At 65.5% G+C, this 16310-nt stretch carries 13 protein-coding genes; 1 reads left to right on the top strand and 12 read right to left on the bottom strand.

The window, feature by feature from the left end; translation table 11 throughout:
- Nucleotides 1-35: 35 nt before the first annotated feature.
- The 6 genes from ACNJX9_RS38810 to pcaF all read right to left on the bottom strand — a co-directional run bounded on the left by ACNJX9_RS38810 (nucleotide 36) and on the right by pcaF (nucleotide 6762).
- Complete coding sequence (locus tag ACNJX9_RS38810) at nucleotides 36-1124, bottom strand: phosphotransferase (RefSeq protein WP_439407332.1); 1089 nt, start codon at nucleotides 1122-1124, stop codon at nucleotides 36-38.
- Between the two features lie 49 nt (nucleotides 1125-1173).
- Nucleotides 1174-2865, bottom strand: a complete 1692-nt coding sequence (locus ACNJX9_RS38815; protein WP_439407333.1) for a methyl-accepting chemotaxis protein — start codon at nucleotides 2863-2865, stop codon at nucleotides 1174-1176.
- A 232-nt stretch (nucleotides 2866-3097) separates the two neighbouring features.
- Nucleotides 3098-3700, bottom strand: coding sequence for a protocatechuate 3,4-dioxygenase subunit alpha (gene pcaG, locus ACNJX9_RS38820; RefSeq protein ID WP_439407334.1), 603 nt, complete (start codon nucleotides 3698-3700; stop codon nucleotides 3098-3100).
- A gap of 1 nt (nucleotide 3701) precedes the next feature.
- A complete protein-coding gene (gene pcaH, locus ACNJX9_RS38825; RefSeq protein ID WP_057750000.1) occupies nucleotides 3702-4403 on the bottom strand; it encodes a protocatechuate 3,4-dioxygenase subunit beta in 702 nt (233 codons plus the stop codon).
- 127 nt (nucleotides 4404-4530) lie between these two features.
- Nucleotides 4531-5424: a dioxygenase gene (locus ACNJX9_RS38830; RefSeq protein WP_439407335.1), complete on the bottom strand. Its 894-nt coding sequence runs from the start codon at nucleotides 5422-5424 to the stop codon at nucleotides 4531-4533.
- A gap of 129 nt (nucleotides 5425-5553) precedes the next feature.
- A complete protein-coding gene (gene pcaF, locus ACNJX9_RS38835) occupies nucleotides 5554-6762 on the bottom strand; it encodes a 3-oxoadipyl-CoA thiolase (protein ID WP_057750089.1) in 1209 nt (402 codons plus the stop codon).
- Between the two features lie 268 nt (nucleotides 6763-7030).
- Here pcaF and mutS point away from each other — a divergent pair, with 268 nt between their 5' ends.
- Nucleotides 7031-9769: a DNA mismatch repair protein MutS gene (gene mutS, locus ACNJX9_RS38840; RefSeq protein WP_439407336.1), complete on the top strand. Its 2739-nt coding sequence runs from the start codon at nucleotides 7031-7033 to the stop codon at nucleotides 9767-9769.
- A gap of 119 nt (nucleotides 9770-9888) precedes the next feature.
- Here mutS and ACNJX9_RS38845 read toward each other — a convergent pair whose 3' ends face one another.
- From ACNJX9_RS38845 to ACNJX9_RS38870, 6 genes are all read right to left on the bottom strand, one after another.
- The gene (locus tag ACNJX9_RS38845; protein ID WP_057750010.1) at nucleotides 9889-11565 is read right to left on the bottom strand and encodes a methyl-accepting chemotaxis protein; all 1677 of its coding nucleotides are present in this window, start codon (nucleotides 11563-11565) and stop codon (nucleotides 9889-9891) included.
- A 253-nt stretch (nucleotides 11566-11818) separates the two neighbouring features.
- Nucleotides 11819-12619, bottom strand: coding sequence for a hypothetical protein (locus tag ACNJX9_RS38850; RefSeq protein ID WP_439407337.1), 801 nt, complete (start codon nucleotides 12617-12619; stop codon nucleotides 11819-11821).
- A 171-nt stretch (nucleotides 12620-12790) separates the two neighbouring features.
- A complete protein-coding gene (locus tag ACNJX9_RS38855; protein WP_057750017.1) occupies nucleotides 12791-13300 on the bottom strand; it encodes an OsmC family protein in 510 nt (169 codons plus the stop codon).
- Nucleotides 13301-13354: 54 nt separating this feature from the next.
- Nucleotides 13355-14140: an ABC transporter ATP-binding protein gene (locus ACNJX9_RS38860; RefSeq protein ID WP_439407338.1), complete on the bottom strand. Its 786-nt coding sequence runs from the start codon at nucleotides 14138-14140 to the stop codon at nucleotides 13355-13357.
- Nucleotides 14141-14144: 4 nt separating this feature from the next.
- A complete protein-coding gene (locus ACNJX9_RS38865) occupies nucleotides 14145-14990 on the bottom strand; it encodes an ABC transporter permease (protein ID WP_439407339.1) in 846 nt (281 codons plus the stop codon).
- A 176-nt stretch (nucleotides 14991-15166) separates the two neighbouring features.
- The gene (locus tag ACNJX9_RS38870; RefSeq protein ID WP_057750092.1) at nucleotides 15167-16138 is read right to left on the bottom strand and encodes an aliphatic sulfonate ABC transporter substrate-binding protein; all 972 of its coding nucleotides are present in this window, start codon (nucleotides 16136-16138) and stop codon (nucleotides 15167-15169) included.
- Nucleotides 16139-16310: the final 172 nt, after the last annotated feature.

Raw genomic sequence — 16310 nt, forward strand, 5'->3', positions numbered from 1 at the left:
GCCGCCGTTCCGCCTTCACCTGCTACCAGGCGCACTCACAACAGCTCCTCGCACCCCAGATCCTCGACCGCCATCATCACGCGCTCCAGATTGTTCCACCAGATTCCCGGCGGGAGGTTGATGGCCCATTGCCAGACCGGCTTGGTGATGTGCCAGAGCACCGACCAGCGGTAATCCTGGTCGAGCGCGCCGCGGGTGTAGCCGGTCACGCCGCGTGCGAGCAGCGTCTCGTAGTAACGGTTGAGCAGCACCCGCTCGAGCGCCTGGCGGCGCTCCGGGTACCATTGGATCGCCATCATATAGGCGAGGTCGTTGGTGGGAACATTGATGCCCCACAGGTCGAAATCGAAAATGCGCACGGTGTCCGCGACGCCGGCCCGCGGCAACAGGAAATTCCACGTATGCGCATCGCCGTGAACGATGGTGACGTGGCGGCGCGAATGATAGCGCTCGGACAGTCGCTCCGACTGCTCGATGAGACGGCGGTAAAGGATACGCCGCTCCTCGCTGAGGCGATCGCCGAGCTCGTCGGCAAAGCGATCGTAATGACCGGCGAAGGTCTCGATGCGCGCCGCGCTGTCCTCGGGACTTGCCCAGGTGCCGACGGTCTCGCCGAGATCGGGATGATTCCACCACACCGCATGCATGCCCGCCAGCGTCGTGACGATGGCCATCGACTGGTCGCGCGACGGCGGCAGCGTCGGTACGGTCGCGAGTTCATGACTATCGGTGAGGTCTTCGAGCAGGAGATGCCAGGCCCCGCTCTCGTCGTCAGAACGGCCATCGAAACAGCGCGGCACCAACCCGAGCGGCATCTTCGGCGCGAGCTTCAGGTAAAAGGCCAGCTCGTGCCGACCGCCCTGCGCGAGCATTTTGGCAAAATCGGCGTGCGGCGTCTTCAGGATCAGCGTCTGCGGGGAGCCTGTGGACTCCCCGACATAGCGCAGGCCGAGCCGGGTGATATGCGACACCACGGTGTCGCGCTCATGCAGCACCGTCACCTCGCGCACGGCGCCGGCGTCCAGCGCGCGGGCCTTGCGCAATGCAGCCGTGAGGTAACCGGGGTCAGCGACCGCCGGCAGTTGTGGAGGTGTCATAGCCATGATGCCCCTGCCCCGCGCCATACTGCACGATCACACCCCGACGCGCCAGCGGCCGAGCTGATGCCGGGCTTTACGCCGCGGCGGTCGATTCGCGCACGGTGCGGACCACGACCGATCGGAGCGATTCCAGATTGGCCGCCATGCCCGCGATGGCCTGCCTGACCTCCGCTGCGCGATCGTTCACCGAAGCGGCGTCGCGGCTGACATTGGCGATCTTGGCTGAGACCTCCTTCGCGGCGGACGCCGATTCGGAGATCGACCGGGCGATCTCCCGCGTCGCGGCATCCTGCTCTTCCATCGCGGCGGCAACCGAGGACGCCACGCCGTCGATCTCGGCGATGTGGCCACCCATGGTCTCGACGGCATCGACCGCGGCTTGCGTCGACGTCTGGATCTCCGCGATCAGGCGCCCGATCTCCTCGGTGGATTTCGCGGTCTGGTCGGACAGGGATTTCACTTCGGCCGCGACGACCGCAAAACCGCGGCCGGCCTCACCGGCGCGCGCCGCCTCGATCGTGGCGTTGAGCGCGAGCAGATTGGTCTGGCCGGCGATGCCGCCGATCAGGTCGGAGACCTCGGCGATCTTTTTCACCGCGCCGGCCAGCGCCTGGATGGTCGAGCGCGCCTGCTCGCGGCCTGCGACCGCCGACTTGGTAACAGTCGAGGTGCGTCCGACCTGGGTTGCGATCTCCCGGATCGAGGCACTCAGCTCTTCGGCGGCGGCCGAAACGGCCTGCGAACTGCCGAGCGCCTGGGTGGAGGCGGCGGCGACCGCCTGCGATTCCGAAGACAGGGATCGCGCAATCTCGGACAGGCTCGAGGCAGCCCGCTCCACGCCTTGCGTCGCAGAGCTCGCGGTAGCGACGGAACGGCCGGTCTCGCGCTCCACGGTCTCGGCCATCTGCTGCAGGGCACCGCGCTTGGCAAGCGCCGCTTCCTGTTGCTTCTGCAATTGCTCCTCGCGGAGGCGCGAATTCTCGATCGCTCCCTGCTTGAACACCTCGAGTGCGCCGGCCATCGAGCCGACCTCGTCCCGACGTTGCGCGAAAGGAATGTCGGCGGCGAGATCGCCGGCCGCGAGCTTCTGCATCGTGTCCGTCATGCGCACGATCGGACGCACCACGCCAAGCGCGACGCCGAGCAGGCCTGCCGCAACGAAGGCAAGCACGGCCGCGGAGACGCCGAGCAAGATGGTGAGCATCGCGCTGTCGCGGTCGGCGGCCAGCTTCTCCATGTCGGCGTTCTGCTTGTTGGCGCTGTCGACGATGCTGTCGATGACGGCACGATGCGCGGTGTAGGCGTCCTTCAGCTGTGCATAGGTGCGTTCGGACGCGGCCGCGTCCCTGGCCTTGAGGGCCGGCAGGAGCTGATCGGACAACAGCTTCCAGAACTTCTGCACCTCGGCGTCGGACTTGGATACCAGGGCTGTCTTCAGGTCGGCCGACAGGCCGGAGGCGGTCCAATAGGCCTTGCGCTCGTCGTAATCCTTGCGGAGCTGGACCAGGCGTTCGCCATGAGCCGCCAGTTGGTCCGGCTCACGCATGGCCAGAGTGGCTTCGAGATAGGCCTCGATGACATATTCCGGCGGCGGCAGGATGTCGGCGATCAAATCGTTGCCGAGCTTGATATCGGAGTAGAGCGGACCACCGACCTTGAGCTCGCGCAGTGCATAGAGGCTGGTGGACACGACCGCCGTAAAGCCGATCGCAAGAACGATTCCGAACGCAATGATCGCGGAAGACAACGACAGGCGAATTTTCATGGGGGCAATCCGGGCGCGAATTCAAATCCGCACCGACCCTAGATGATTACGGTAAATACGGGCTTTCCTCTCGGACTGGTTGCAGCGCGAAAAAGCTCCGCAGCACTACGGGAATGGGAGATTGGTCAAACGATTTTGAGTCAGCGAGACTGACATTTAAACGCAGGCACCGGCTGCAACTGCGCTGAACGAGAAGCGTGGCGGCGACCAGGCGCCGCCGCTACGCGCTGCTTCACACGTCGAAGAACACCGTCTCGTTGTCGCCCTGCAAACGCAGGTCGAGCTTGTAGACGGCCTTGCCGGCCTCGCGCACCGCAATCAGCGTGGTGCGACGGTCGGCGGGCACCAGCGCCAGCACGGGATCGGCGGCGTTGCCGGCCTCGTCGCTGAAATAGATACGGGTATAGAGATGCCGCAGCATGCCGCGCGCGAACACCGCCAGCACGATATGCGGCGCCTGCGGCTTGCCGTCGGGGTCGGGCAGCGCGCCCGGCTTGATGGTATCGAATGAATAATTGCCGTCCTTGTCGGTACCGCAGCGGGCAAAGCCCCGGAAGCTGGCGTTCGGCAGCGCGCGTCTGTCCTGCGGATCGGCGTAGCGCCCCTGCGCATCCGCCTGCCAGATCTCCAGCATGGCGTCGGGCACGGTGGCACCGTCGCCATCGAGCACACGGCCCTCGATGCGGACCCGATCGCCGGAGACGTCGGTCGTCAGCGTCGAGTTGGTGAAGGCGTCGTTCCAGGCGTAATCGCCGGTCGGCGTCAGGCCGTATTTGAAGAACGGGCCGACGGTCTGCGACGGCGTGATCCCATCGGGCTTCACAGAATCCTGCACGTTAGTGGTTCTCCATGGGGGTGGCGTTCTTGCCGCGCAGCACGATATCGAAGCGGTAGCATAGCGCCCATTCGGGCTTGGTGTTCTCCAAATCGAACGACGAGACCATGCGCATCCGCGCCTTCTCGTCGGGCACCGAGTTGAAGATCGGATCGAACGGGAACAGCGGATCTCCTGGGAAATACATCTGAGTCACCAGGCGGCTGACAAAGGAATGGCCGAACACCGAGAGATGAATATGCGCGGGGCGCCAGGCATTGTGGTGGTTGCCCCAGGGGTACGCGCCGGGCTTGATGCTGACGAAGCGGTAATAGCCCGATGCATCGCTTAACGTGCGGCCCGCGCCGGTGAAATTGGGATCGAGCGGTGCCGGATGCTGGTCGCGGACATGGACGTAGCGGCCGCAGGCATTGGCCTGCCAGATCTCGACCAGCGTGTTGGACACACCGCGGCCGTCCTCGTCGCGGACATGACCGTGCACGATGATGCGCTCGCCGAGCGGCTCGCCCTTGTGCTGGGTGGTGAGGTCGTTGTCGCCCTCGCGCACGGTCTCGTGGCCGTACACGGGTCCGGTCAGTTCCGACAAAGTGTGGCGCATCGGGATCAAGGGCTTGTTCGGCGCGCGCTTGATCGAGCTCTTGTACTCGGGCGACAGCGGCAGCGGATGTGCCTTGTTGCTGTCAGTGGGATAGATGAATGTCATTGGCGAACTCCTCCCCGGCCATTTCGGTCCGGCCGGACCAACTTTGCGACAATCATTATAGAATATAACTAATTTTGGGAAGCGGCTTTGGCACCCTTTCCGCGCCCCGGCACTGGGGCCGACGGCCCTATTTGATCGGCGCACGCGGCAGCACGGCCTCCCCGGCCTCGAGCCGGTAGGTGTGGTCGAGCGAATACCAGGGCGTCGAAACGTCAGCTGCGCTCGGATGCGGCGTCTCGTGGCGCACGAACTTGCCGATCAGCGCCCGTGTCACCCCGAACTGCACGTCGCTGTCGATATGGGGATCGTTGGGATCGTAGACCTGCGAGATCAGCACCTTGAAGCCGGGCTTGAAGATCAGGGCGTGCAGATGCGCAGGACGATACGGGTGCCGGCTCTGCGCCGCCAGGAGGCGGCCGACGGCGCCATCGGTTGGAATGGGATAGCCGACCATCATCACCGAGCGGAAGGCGAAGCGCCCGTCGGCATCGGTCGTGAACTTGCCGCGCAGGTTCATGTCGGCCTGTTCGGGGTCCTGGTTCTCGTAGAGACCGACCGGCGAGGCGTGCCAGACATCGACCTCGGCGCCCGCGACGGGGCGACCGTTCTTGTCGACGACACGGCCATTGACGAACAGCGGTGCACCCGGCGTCTCGGAGCGGACGATCGATCCGCCATTCTGCACCCGTGGCGAGTTCAGCCGCCAGAACGGCCCGAGCAGCGACTGATCGGTTTCGGTATTGCCCTGATCGCCATTGTTGAGCAGGCACACCAGCGACGAGACGCCGAGGGAGCCGGCCATCAGCACGACTTCGTTATGCGTGTCGGTGGTCAGCTTGCCGAGTTCGGCAATGACGGCGGTGGCGTCGCGAAATTCCTTCTCGGTCAGGCGCACGTCACGGACGAAGCCGTGCAGATGCTTGACCAGCGAGACCATGATCTGCCGCATCCGCGGATCGGATGTCCGCTCCATCACCGCCAGGGCGGCGGCCGTGACATCCTGCTCGCGTTCGATGATCATGCACGGTCCCTTGAAGCGACAACAAACAGCGTCATTCCGGGGCGATGCGAAGCATCGAACCCGGAATCTCGAGATCCCGGATTCCGCCCTATCGGGCGGCACCGGGATGACGGGACGCGTAGCGTCCTGTCAATTCACCTTCTCGATCGCGACGGCCACGCCCTGGCCAACGCCGACGCACATGGTGGCGAGCGCGAGCTTGCCGCCGCGCTTTTCCATGCCATGGACGGCGGTGAGCGCGAGGCGGGCGCCGCTCATGCCGAGCGGATGGCCGAGCGCGATGGCGCCGCCATGCGGATTGACGTAGTCGGCATCGTCGGCGACGCCGAGCTGGCGCATGCAGGCGATGCCCTGCGAGGCGAAGGCCTCGTTGAGCTCGATCAGGTCGAAATCACTGATCTTCTTGCCCAGACGCTCCATCAGCTTGCGGGTCGCCGGCACCGGGCCGATGCCCATGATGCGCGGCGGCACGCCGGCCGAGGCGAGCCCAAGGATGCGCGCGCGCGGCGTGAGGCCATGCTTCTTCACGGCAGCTTCGGAGGCGAGGATCATCGCGGCCGCACCGTCATTGACGCCAGAGGCATTGCCGGCGGTCACGGTGCCGGGATTGCGCACGATCGGCTTCAGTTTTGCCAGACCTTCCAGCGTGGTCTCGGGCCGCGGATGCTCGTCCTTGTCGACCGTAACAGGGCCGGCCTTGCCGCCGGGAATGGTGATCGGCGTGATCTCCTCGGCGAAATAGCCTGATGCGATCGCCTTGCCGGCGCGCTGCTGTGAGCGGATCGCGAAGGCGTCCTGGTCGGCACGCGAGACCTGGAATTCCTCGGCGACGTTCTCGCCGGTCTCCGGCATCGCATCGACGCCATACTGCGCCTTCAGAATCGGATTGATGAAGCGCCAGCCGATGGTGGTGTCGAAGATTTCGGCCGAACGCGAAAAGGCTTCCTGCGCCTTGCCCATCACGAAGGGCGCGCGGGTCATGGATTCGACGCCGCCGGCAATCGCAAGCTCGATCTCGCCGGAGCGGATGGCGCGGCCGGCGGCGCCGACCGCGTCGAGGCCGGAGGCGCAGAGCCGGTTCAGGGTCTGGCCGGGAACCGAATCGGGGAGCCCTGCAAGCAGCAGCGCCATGCGCGCGACGTTGCGATTGTCCTCGCCGGCCTGGTTGGCGCAGCCGAAGAAGACTTCGTCCACCTGTGCCCAGTCGAGATTGGGGTGCTTGGCCATCAGCGCCTTGATCGGAGCGGCGGCGAGATCGTCGGCGCGCACCTTGGCGAGCGAGCCGCCGAAACGGCCGATCGGGGTCCGCACCGCATCGCAGATAAAGACGTCACGCATCATCGTTCTCCCTGAATGCCGCGGTCCGGCGAAAATTCTTCAATGTCGGCGGAGTTTTAGGAGGGCGGCCGCGGCAGGTCAATTGACGGTTTCGCGGGCCGCATATTCGAAACCCTCCGTCGTTCCGGGGCGCGACGCTTGGCGCATCCCGGAAAGACGACCGGGAATGTGGCAGCACCTCGTCCACTACGCGGACAACGTGGAAAACCTCCTCTGTCAGGCCAAACCGATAGGACCACGCAGCGAAATTTTGTAGGTTGCGCCGCCCATGACGATGCAACAGCCCATTCCCATCCCGCCCCCTGACGAAGCTCCCGCAGCGACGCCTGAAGCCGCCGCGCGCGTCACGCCGATGATGGAACAGTATCTGGAGATCAAGGCGGCGCATCAGGGCCTCTTGCTGTTCTACCGGATGGGCGATTTCTACGAGCTGTTCTTCGAGGACGCCGAGATCGCCTCGAGGACGCTCGGTATCGTCCTGACCAAGCGCGGCAAGCATCAGGGCAACGACATCCCGATGTGCGGCGTGCCGGTCGAGCGCTCCGAGGACTATCTGCACCGCCTGATCAGCGCCGGCCACCGGGTCGCGGTGTGCGAGCAGACCGAGGATCCTGCGGCGGCGAAAGCGCGCGGCAACAAGAGCGTCGTGCGGCGCGGCGTGGTGCGCCTGGTGACGCCGGGCACGCTGACCGAGGACACGCTGCTCGATGCGCGTGCCAACAATTACCTGCTGGCGATCGCGCGGGCGCGCTCATCCGCCGGCGGCGACCGCTTCGGGCTTGCGTGGATCGATATCTCGACCGCCGAATTCACGGTCACCGAATGCTCCAACGGCGAGCTCGCCGCAACGCTGGCGCGCATCAATCCGAACGAGGCGATCGTCACTGACGCCCTTTATGGCGACAACGAGCTCGCCCAGACCCTGCGGGAGCTGCCGGCGGTGACGCCGGTGACCCGCGATGTCTTCGACGGTGCCACCGCCGAGAAACGCCTTTGCGACTATTTCGCCGTCGCGACCATGGACGGGCTGGCGCAGCTCTCACGGCTGGAAGCCACCGCTGCTGCCGCCGCCGTCACCTATGTCGACCGCACCCAGGTCGGCAAACATCCGCCGCTGTCGCCGCCTGCGCGCGAAGCCTCCGGCGCGACCATGGCGATCGATCCCGCCACCCGCGCCAATCTCGAGCTGACGCGGACGCTCGCGGGCGAACGCCGCGGCTCGCTGCTCGATGCCATCGACTGCACCGTGACCTCGGCCGGCTCGCGCCTGCTGGCGCAGCGGCTCGCGGCGCCCCTGACCGATGCGTCGGCGATCGCGCGGCGGCTCGATGCCGTCAGCGCCTTTGTCGCGGATTCGGCGACGCGCGAGGACATCCGCAGCATTTTGCGCGGCGCGCCCGACATGTCGCGGGCCCTCGCCCGTCTCTCGGTCGGCCGCGGCGGCCCGCGCGATCTTGCAGGCTTGCGCGACGGCATCATCGCTGCCGACCAGGTGCTGACGCGGCTTTCCGAGCTCGACCAGCCGCCGCAGGAGATCGCTGCGGTGATGGCGGCGCTGCAACGCCCTTCGCGCCAGCTCGCCGCCGAATTCGCCCGCGCGCTCGACGAGCAATTGCCGCTGATCAAGCGCGACGGCGGCTTCGTGCGTGCCGGCTATGAGCCGGCGCTCGACGAGGCGCGAAACCTGCGCGACGCCTCGCGCCTGGTCGTCGCCTCGATGCAGGCGCGCTACGCCGACGACACCGGCGTCAAGGGCCTCAAGATCCGCCACAACAACGTGCTCGGCTATTTCGTCGAGGTCACCGCCCAGCACGGCGACAAGCTGATGTCGGCGCCGCTGAATGCGACCTTCATCCATCGCCAGACGCTGGCGGGCCAGGTGCGGTTCACGACGTCAGAGCTTGGCGAGATCGAAGCCAAGATCGCCAATGCCGGCGACCGCGCGCTCGGCCTCGAGCTCGAAATCTTCGAGCGGCTCTGCGCCAAGGCGCTGGAGATCAGCGACGATCTGCGCGCCGCCGCGCAAGGCTTTGCGCTGCTCGATGTCGCAACGTCGCTGGCCAAGCTCGCGGTCGACGAGAACTACGTGCGGCCCGAGGTCGATGGTTCGCTCGCCTTTGCGATCGAGGCCGGTCGTCATCCCGTGGTCGAGCAGGCCCTGAAGCGCAACGGCGAGCCGTTCATCGCCAACGCCTGCGATCTCTCGCCGAGCCCGGCGCAAAGATCCGGCCAGCTCTGGCTGCTGACCGGCCCGAACATGGCCGGCAAATCGACCTTCCTGCGCCAGAACGCGCTGATTGCGCTGATGGCCCAGATCGGCAGCTTCGTGCCGGCGACGCGGGCGCGGATCGGCATCGTCGATCGCCTGTTCTCGCGCGTCGGTGCCGCCGACGACCTCGCCCGCGGCCGCTCGACCTTCATGGTGGAGATGGTCGAGACGGCGGCGATCCTGAATCAGGCCGGCGAGCGCGCGCTCGTGATCCTCGACGAGATCGGCCGCGGCACCGCGACCTTCGACGGCCTCTCGATCGCCTGGGCCGCGATCGAGCATCTGCACGAGAGCAACCGCTGCCGCACGCTGTTCGCGACGCACTACCACGAGCTGACCGCGCTCTCGGCCAAGCTGCCGCGCATGTTCAACGCGACGGTGCGGGTGAAGGAATGGCAGGGCAATGTGGTGTTCCTGCACGAGGTGCTGCCGGGCTCGGCCGACCGCTCCTACGGCATCCAGGTCGCCAAGCTCGCAGGCCTGCCGCCGGCCGTGATCACGCGTGCCAAATCCGTGCTGGCGAAGCTCGAAGCGCAGGACCGCGGCCAGACGGCGCGAGCGCTCGCCGACGATCTCCCGCTGTTCGCCGTCCCCTCGCGCGCCGCCGCGGAAGCCGCCCCGCCGACCGAGGCCGAGCTGCTGATGGACGCCGTGAAGGCGCTCCATCCGGACGAGATGTCGCCGCGCGAGGCGCTGGACGCGCTCTACGCGCTCAAGGCCAAGCTGCCGAAGCAATGACGGTGCCGTAGGGTGGGCAAAGCGAAGCGTGCCCACGCACAGCGGCAAAGACGTAAGAGATGGTGGGCACGGCGCGAAGGGCGCGCCTTTGCCCACCCTACGATTCCTGCGCCCTTGTCTTACGCCCTCGCCGCGATCGCGGCCGCTTCCGCGGCCGCGCGCTGCATGCTGGTCGACATCTCGTTGGTGACCGTGCTCTGCTCCTCGATGGCGGCAGCGGTCGAGGTGACGTATTCGCTGACGTTATTGATCGCCTGCTTGATCGAGCTCAAGGCGCTGACGACGTCGCCGGAGATGCCGTTGAGGCTGCCGATCTCCTGGCCGATCTTGTCGGTGGCCTGCTTGGCCTGGTTGGCGAGGCTCTTCACTTCGGACGCCACCACGGCAAAGCCGCGGCCGGCTTCACCGGCGCGGGCGGATTCGATCGTCGCGTTCAGCGCCAGCAGATTGATCTGGCCGGTGATGTTGTTGATCATCTCGACGATGCCGCTCATCGCCTGCGCGGCTTCGGTGAGGCGCTGGGCCTGCGAGTCGGCCGCGGAGACCTGATCGACCGCGCTCATCGCGGTCTCGCGCGACTTGGTCATCGCCTCGGAGATCTCCCGCACCGACGCGTTGAGTTCCTCCGAGCCGGCGGCGACCGATTCCATCATGCCGCGGACACGCTCGTTGCCCATGCGGACCAGCACCTGCTTGGTGGTGTCGGTGGCATATTTCACGACCTTGAACGGCTTGCCGTTGAGATCGAAGATCGGATTGTAGGAGGCCTGGATGTAGACTTCCTTGCCGCCCTTGCCGATACGCTTGTACTCCCCCGCCTGGTATTCGCCGCGGTTGAGCTTGGCCCAGAATTCGCGATAGCCGGCGCCGTCGCGCTCGCTGGGCTCGACGAACATGCTGTGATGCTTGCCCTTGATGTCGGCCAGCGAATAGCCGAGCGCAGCGAGGAAGTTGGCATTGGCCGTGATGATCGTGCCGTCCATGTTGAACTCGATCACGGCCTGCGCCTTGTCGATCGCCGCGATCTGCCCGGCGAGATCGGCGCTCTTCAGCTTCTCGGCCGTGATGTCGGTTGCGTATTTGACGACGCCGAACGGCTTGCCATTCTCGTCGAACATCGGATTGTAGGAAGCGAGAATCCAGACCTCGCGGCCGCCCTTGCCGATCCGCTTGTATTCCCCCGCCTGGTATTCGCCGCGGTTGAGCTTGGCCCAGAATTCGCGATAGGCGGCGCCATTGCGGTCAGCCTCAGGCATGAACATGCTATGATGCTTGCCCTGGATCTCGGCGAGCGAATAGCCGAGCGCCTTGCAGAAATTCTCGTTGGCGGTGACGACGGTGCCGTCGAGCTTGAACTCGATCACGGCCTGGGCACGGCTGCTGGCAGCGATCTTCGAGGCCTCCGTCATGCTCCGGAGCTTCTTCTCGGTGATGTCGGTCGCGATCTTGGCGACCATCACCGCCTTGCCGTCGCCGTCGAGCACCGGATTATAGGACGCTTCGATCCAGACCTCGTGACCGTCCTTCGCAATTCGCTTGAACTCGCGCGCCTGATATTCGCCACGGTTCAGTGCGGCCCAGAACGCCTTGTACTCGGCGGTGTCGCGCTGGTCGGCCGGCACGAACATCGAGTGATGCTTGCCCTTGATTTCGTCGAGCCGATAGCCGAGGGCATCGAGGAAATTCTTGTTGGCCGTGATGATCGTTCCATCAAGGTTGAATTCGATCATCGCCTGCGAGCGGCCGATGGCATCAAGCCGCGCCTGTGCATCACTTTGGGACTTGCGACCGAACATCCGAACGTCTCCTCGATGAGAACTTGTTTTGCATGACGCAGGCAGCATTGCCTTCACGCCCGAAAAATTTTCGGCTCGCACGTCACTCGCGTGTATTGGAACAACGGGCCCGTATTGAACGTGGGCGCCTCAACAGCCGATGAGTATATTTGCGGGCAAAGCGCAAAGATTAAATTAACGACGCTATCGAAAACGCGCGGCCAAGCACCGCAGAACTACCGGCCGATCCCCGCAAAAAATCCGTGCGGAATGCTTACGCTTCAACGCGCCGTATTCGCCGCCCATTCCACCATAGTGTCAGGTTCCACGTCACGCAGGTTGCAAGCGCCAGACAAAGACCAACCACCGATCCAAATTCCACGACCGCAACGTGCATCACTGCAATCGCGATTCCAAATCCGAGCAGACCCCAGGCGGAACTCGCAAGCACGGCGGCGGTCGCCGGCCCGCCGATGCGGGGATGCAGGATCACCATCATGCTGGAGAACACCACGGGGAACAGCGCAATGATGCCGCTGATGCGAGGGCCGACCCAATTCGACGTCGAGACGACGATGGCGACGAGGGTCGCGACCAGCGCGGCCCGCATCGGGATGTCGTACCAGCGACGCGTCACCAGCGGCATCTTCACGTGGCGATAGCCTGAGAGCAGTGGAATGCAGATGCCGAAGGCAACGAAGTTCGCGGCAAGGCCGGCGGTGAGCGTCCAGTCGAACAGGCGGATAACGGAGGCGATCGCGATCCAGACCGCGAACGCGCTGCAGCAACTGACCGCCATGCTGTGCCGCTGCGCCAGCACGACATAGGTAAGCCCCATGAAGATCGTCGCGGCGTTGACCGGCAGGCTCGACAGCGCACCCTGCGCGATGAAGGCGGCGTCATGATCGATGGCGAGGAAGACGTAGGAGGGCCCGGCGGAAACCGGCAGCGTCGCCACCAGCGCTCCGATCGCGGGCCCCGAGCGCTCGGTGATGACAGACGCCGACACGACGAACGCCGCCGCGATTGTCATGCGCAGGAAGAGGAAGACGATGTGAGACAGTTCGGCCGGCATGCAATCTGTCGTCCCGGCCTAGTGCGCAATTGCGCACGGGGGCCGGGACCCATAACCACGACTATGCGTTGGGAGGGAAAGTCGTCGGGCAGCAATGCTTCAATCGATGGAACACGACGTATGGGTCCCGGCCTGCGTGCGCAATTGCGCACTAGGCCGGGACGACAATGATCACATCCGCTGCATCGACACCGAAACTTTCGGGCCATTCTTGATGGTCTGATAGACCACGCAATAGCGCTCGGTGAGCTTGAGCAGGAGATCGAGCTTGTCCTGCGGTGCTGGCGTGTCGACCTCGAAACGGAGGCGGATCTCGGCGAAGCCGACCGGGGTCTCCTTGTCGACGCCGAGCGTGCCGCGGAAATCCAGATCGCCTTCGGCATAGACGTTGCCGGTCTTCAAGGGCACCTCGAGCGCGGTCGCGACCGATTTCAACGTGACGCCGGCACAGGCAACCAGGGCTTCCAGCAGCATGTCGCCGGAGCAGAGCTCGAGGCCGGAGCCGCCAGTGGCGGGATGCAGGCCTGCGACTGCGAGCGCGCGGCCGGTCTCGACCTTGCAGGCGATGCCTTCGCTGTCGGTGGAGCCCTTGGCCTTGAGCGTGATCAGCGCGGCCTTGGGATCGGTCTTGTAGCGCTCCTTGATCGGGGCCTGCATCTGGCGCAGTTCGGCGGCGTCCATTGTGTTCTCTCCCGGGACAATTGCTCCTTGATGTACCGGCTCGAGGCGAAGATGTCACCACCACATGGCCTGACCGGGACCCTGGGTTGCGTCACGGTCGGGCACGTTGCGGTCGAGCGAACGGTCGAGTGACGTCAGCACGCTTCGCTTGAAAGTCTCGAACAGCGGCGAGTTGCGGTCGCGCGGACGGGTCAGATTGATCTCGATCTGGTCGAACAGCCGTCCCGGCCGCGGCCGCATCACCAGCACGCGATCGGCCAGTACGAGGGCCTCGTCGACGTCATGCGTGACGAGGATCAAGGTCGGACGCGTGTCGGCCCAGAGGTCGAGCAGATGATCCTGCAAATCCCGGCGGGTGAAGGCATCAAGCGCGGAGAACGGCTCGTCGAGCAGGAGCACTTCGGGCTGCGGCACCAGCGCCCGCGCAATCGCGACTCGCTGCGCCTGCCCGCCCGAGAGCTCGCGCGGCCAGGCCCGCGCCTTGTCGGCGAGGCCAACGCGCTCCAGCGCGCGCGCCACCTTCTCGCGCCGCTCGGACGCCGGGAGATCGGCGATGCCAAAGCCGATATTGTCGGCAACGCTGAGCCAGGGCAGCAGCCGCGGCTCCTGGAAGATGATGCCGATCTTGGCGTGCGGCGAAGCGATCACCTCGCTGTCGAGCGTCACCGTGCCGGAACTGGCGCGGTCGAGGCCGGCGATGGCGCGGAGCAATGTGGATTTGCCGCAACCGGAGCCGCCGATGATGGCGATGATCTCGCCCTGCCCGATCTCGGCGGAGAAGCGGGCCAGCGCCTCGACGCCATTGGGATAGGTCTTGCTGACCCGGTCGAGCGCGAGCATTGCGTTACGCCCCCTTGGTGCGGGAGAAGGCGTCCTGCCAGCGCAGGAACGGCGCCGCGGCGAGCTCGATCAGCCAGTCCGTCAGCTTGCCGAGAATAGCGAAGATCACGATGGCGGCGAGGATCTGCGCCGGCTTGCCGAGCTGCTGGCCGTCGAGCAGGAGATAGCCGAGTCCTTCGGAGGCGCCGATCAATTCGGCGGCGACCACGAACATCCAGCCGAGACCAAGGCCAACACGCAAGGATACGACATAGGCCGGCAGCACGGCAGGCAGCAGGATGCGGCGGATCATCGCAAAGCCGGAGAGGCGGAAGGTGCGGCCGACCTCGACGATCTTGCGATCGACCGAGAGGATCGCGCCCATCACGCCGAGATAGACCGGGAAGAACACGCCGGCCGCGATCAGCGCGATCTTCGAGGTCTCGAAGATGCCGAGCCACAGGATGAACAGCGGCACCCAGGCGAGCGAGGGAATCGCGCGCAGCGCCTGCACGGTCGGATCGAGCAGCCGCCGCGCCAGCGGCCAATAGCCGGAAATCGCACCCAGCAACGTGCCCGCGACCACGCCGAAGGCGAAGCCGAGCCCGACCCGCCACAGCGTCGCGGCGATGTGGCGGAGCAGCTCGCCGGAGCGGGCAAGATCCGCGATGGCGGCGAACACCCGCGAGGGCGGCGGCACCAGCCGGCCATTGGACCAGCCGAGCCAGACGACAAGCTCCCAGGCGAGCGCGAGCGTCGCCGGCAACAGCAGCCCCAGTACCGGCCGCGCATAGCGCGACATCCGCGACGGCGCCGCGGCGCTCTCGGCTGGTTCCGATGATTGCTGCAGCACTGGCGCGTCGGAGATCATGGCCGGTAGGAAGCGCGTCTGGTAGGGGAATGCAACACCACTCTTGCCGCGGCCTCGCCTGCCGCTCCTCTCGCTACCTCCGTAGCCCGGATGGAGCGCAGCGCAATCCGGGAATCGAGCCGCGCATAGGTGGTCCCGGATTTCGCTGCGCTCCATCCCGGGCTACGAGGCCACGATCAATTCGTCGGCAGCGGGACCTGGTCGTCAATGAGCGCATCCAGCGTCGCCTTCACGTCGACCTTGGCATCGACAACGCCGGCCTGTTGCAACGCGAGGCCGGCAGCGAGGATCGACTCGCGCTGGGGCGCGCCGATGCGGCTGTGGGTCAGCTCGGTGCGCTCCTTGAGCTGCTTGTCGACGACGGCCTCGGGAAGCTTCGTCACGGCGATGAAGGTCTTCTTCAGTTCGTCGTAATTCGCCAGCGAATATTTGCGCGCCTCTTCGTACGTTGCGAGCACGCGGCGGGCGATGTCCGGATAGTCCTTCAGGAACTGCTCGCGCACATTGAGGATACCCCAGGTGTTGGCGTCGGCCTTGCGATAGAACAGCTTTGCGCCTTCCTCGATCTCGGCCTGCGCCATCATCGGATCGAGGCCGGCCCAGGCGTCGACGTCGCCGCGGATCAGCGCGGTCTTGCCGTCGGCGTGCTGGAGCAGCACCGGCGTGATGTCCTTCTCAGTCAGCCCCGCACCCAGCAGCGCGCGCACCAGGAAGATGTGCGGATCGGTGCCGCGCGTCACCGCGACGCGCTTGCCCTTGAGATCGGCAACGCTTGCAATCTTGGAATCCTTTGATGCGACCAGCGCCGTCCACTCGGGACGCGAATAGACATAGATCGACTTGATCGGGTTGCCGTTGATGCGCGCGACCAGCGCAGCCGAGCCCGCGGTCGAGCCGAAATCGATCGAGCCGGCGTTGAGGAACTCGAGCGCCTTGTTGGAGCCGGCCGACTGCACCCAGGTGACGGTGATGCCGTCCTTGGCGAACTCCTTCTCCAGCAACCCCTTCTGCTTCAGCACCAGCGACACCGGATTGTAGGTCGCCCAGTCGATGCGGATTTCCTTGAGCGGGTCGGCCGCCCGTGCCGCCGGGGCCACGGCGAGCACAACAGCTCCCGCCAGCAAGATTCGTCGTGTGATGTCAGCCATGCCCAGGATCCTCCAAAACTTCATTGTTTTTCAATGAGTTATGCTTAGAGGTCAACGAGAAAATCCCACCCTTGAAGGCGGGGGACTTGAGAACAATTTTGCGCGACGTCAGCGATTTCCAGCATGGAACGACTATTGCTGGCGAATGGCTGATGACAGCGCCTGCCGCCTC

The sequence above is a fragment of the Bradyrhizobium sp. BLXBL-03 genome, assembly GCF_051853015.1.
GTDB classification, from domain to species: domain Bacteria; phylum Pseudomonadota; class Alphaproteobacteria; order Rhizobiales; family Xanthobacteraceae; genus Bradyrhizobium; species Bradyrhizobium manausense.

What these genes read in the sequence shown, in the direction of transcription:
- ACNJX9_RS38845 (WP_057750010.1), bottom strand. Translation starts at nt 11,565, where the DNA reads ATGTTCGGTCGCAAGTCCCAAAGTGATGCACAGGCGCGGCTTGATGCC.
- mutS (WP_439407336.1), top strand. Translation starts at nt 7,031, where the DNA reads ATGACGATGCAACAGCCCATTCCCATCCCGCCCCCTGACGAAGCTCCC.
- ACNJX9_RS38830 (WP_439407335.1), bottom strand. Translation starts at nt 5,424, where the DNA reads ATGATCATCGAACGCGAGCAGGATGTCACGGCCGCCGCCCTGGCGGTG.
- ACNJX9_RS38865 (WP_439407339.1), bottom strand. Translation starts at nt 14,990, where the DNA reads ATGATCTCCGACGCGCCAGTGCTGCAGCAATCATCGGAACCAGCCGAG.
- pcaF (WP_057750089.1), bottom strand. Translation starts at nt 6,762, where the DNA reads ATGCGTGACGTCTTTATCTGCGATGCGGTGCGGACCCCGATCGGCCGT.
- ACNJX9_RS38850 (WP_439407337.1), bottom strand. Translation starts at nt 12,619, where the DNA reads ATGCCGGCCGAACTGTCTCACATCGTCTTCCTCTTCCTGCGCATGACA.
- ACNJX9_RS38855 (WP_057750017.1), bottom strand. Translation starts at nt 13,300, where the DNA reads ATGGACGCCGCCGAACTGCGCCAGATGCAGGCCCCGATCAAGGAGCGC.
- ACNJX9_RS38810 (WP_439407332.1), bottom strand. Translation starts at nt 1,124, where the DNA reads ATGGCGCGGGGCAGGGGCATCATGGCTATGACACCTCCACAACTGCCG.
- ACNJX9_RS38870 (WP_057750092.1), bottom strand. Translation starts at nt 16,138, where the DNA reads ATGGCTGACATCACACGACGAATCTTGCTGGCGGGAGCTGTTGTGCTC.
- ACNJX9_RS38860 (WP_439407338.1), bottom strand. Translation starts at nt 14,140, where the DNA reads ATGCTCGCGCTCGACCGGGTCAGCAAGACCTATCCCAATGGCGTCGAG.
- ACNJX9_RS38815 (WP_439407333.1), bottom strand. Translation starts at nt 2,865, where the DNA reads ATGAAAATTCGCCTGTCGTTGTCTTCCGCGATCATTGCGTTCGGAATC.
- pcaH (WP_057750000.1), bottom strand. Translation starts at nt 4,403, where the DNA reads ATGACATTCATCTATCCCACTGACAGCAACAAGGCACATCCGCTGCCG.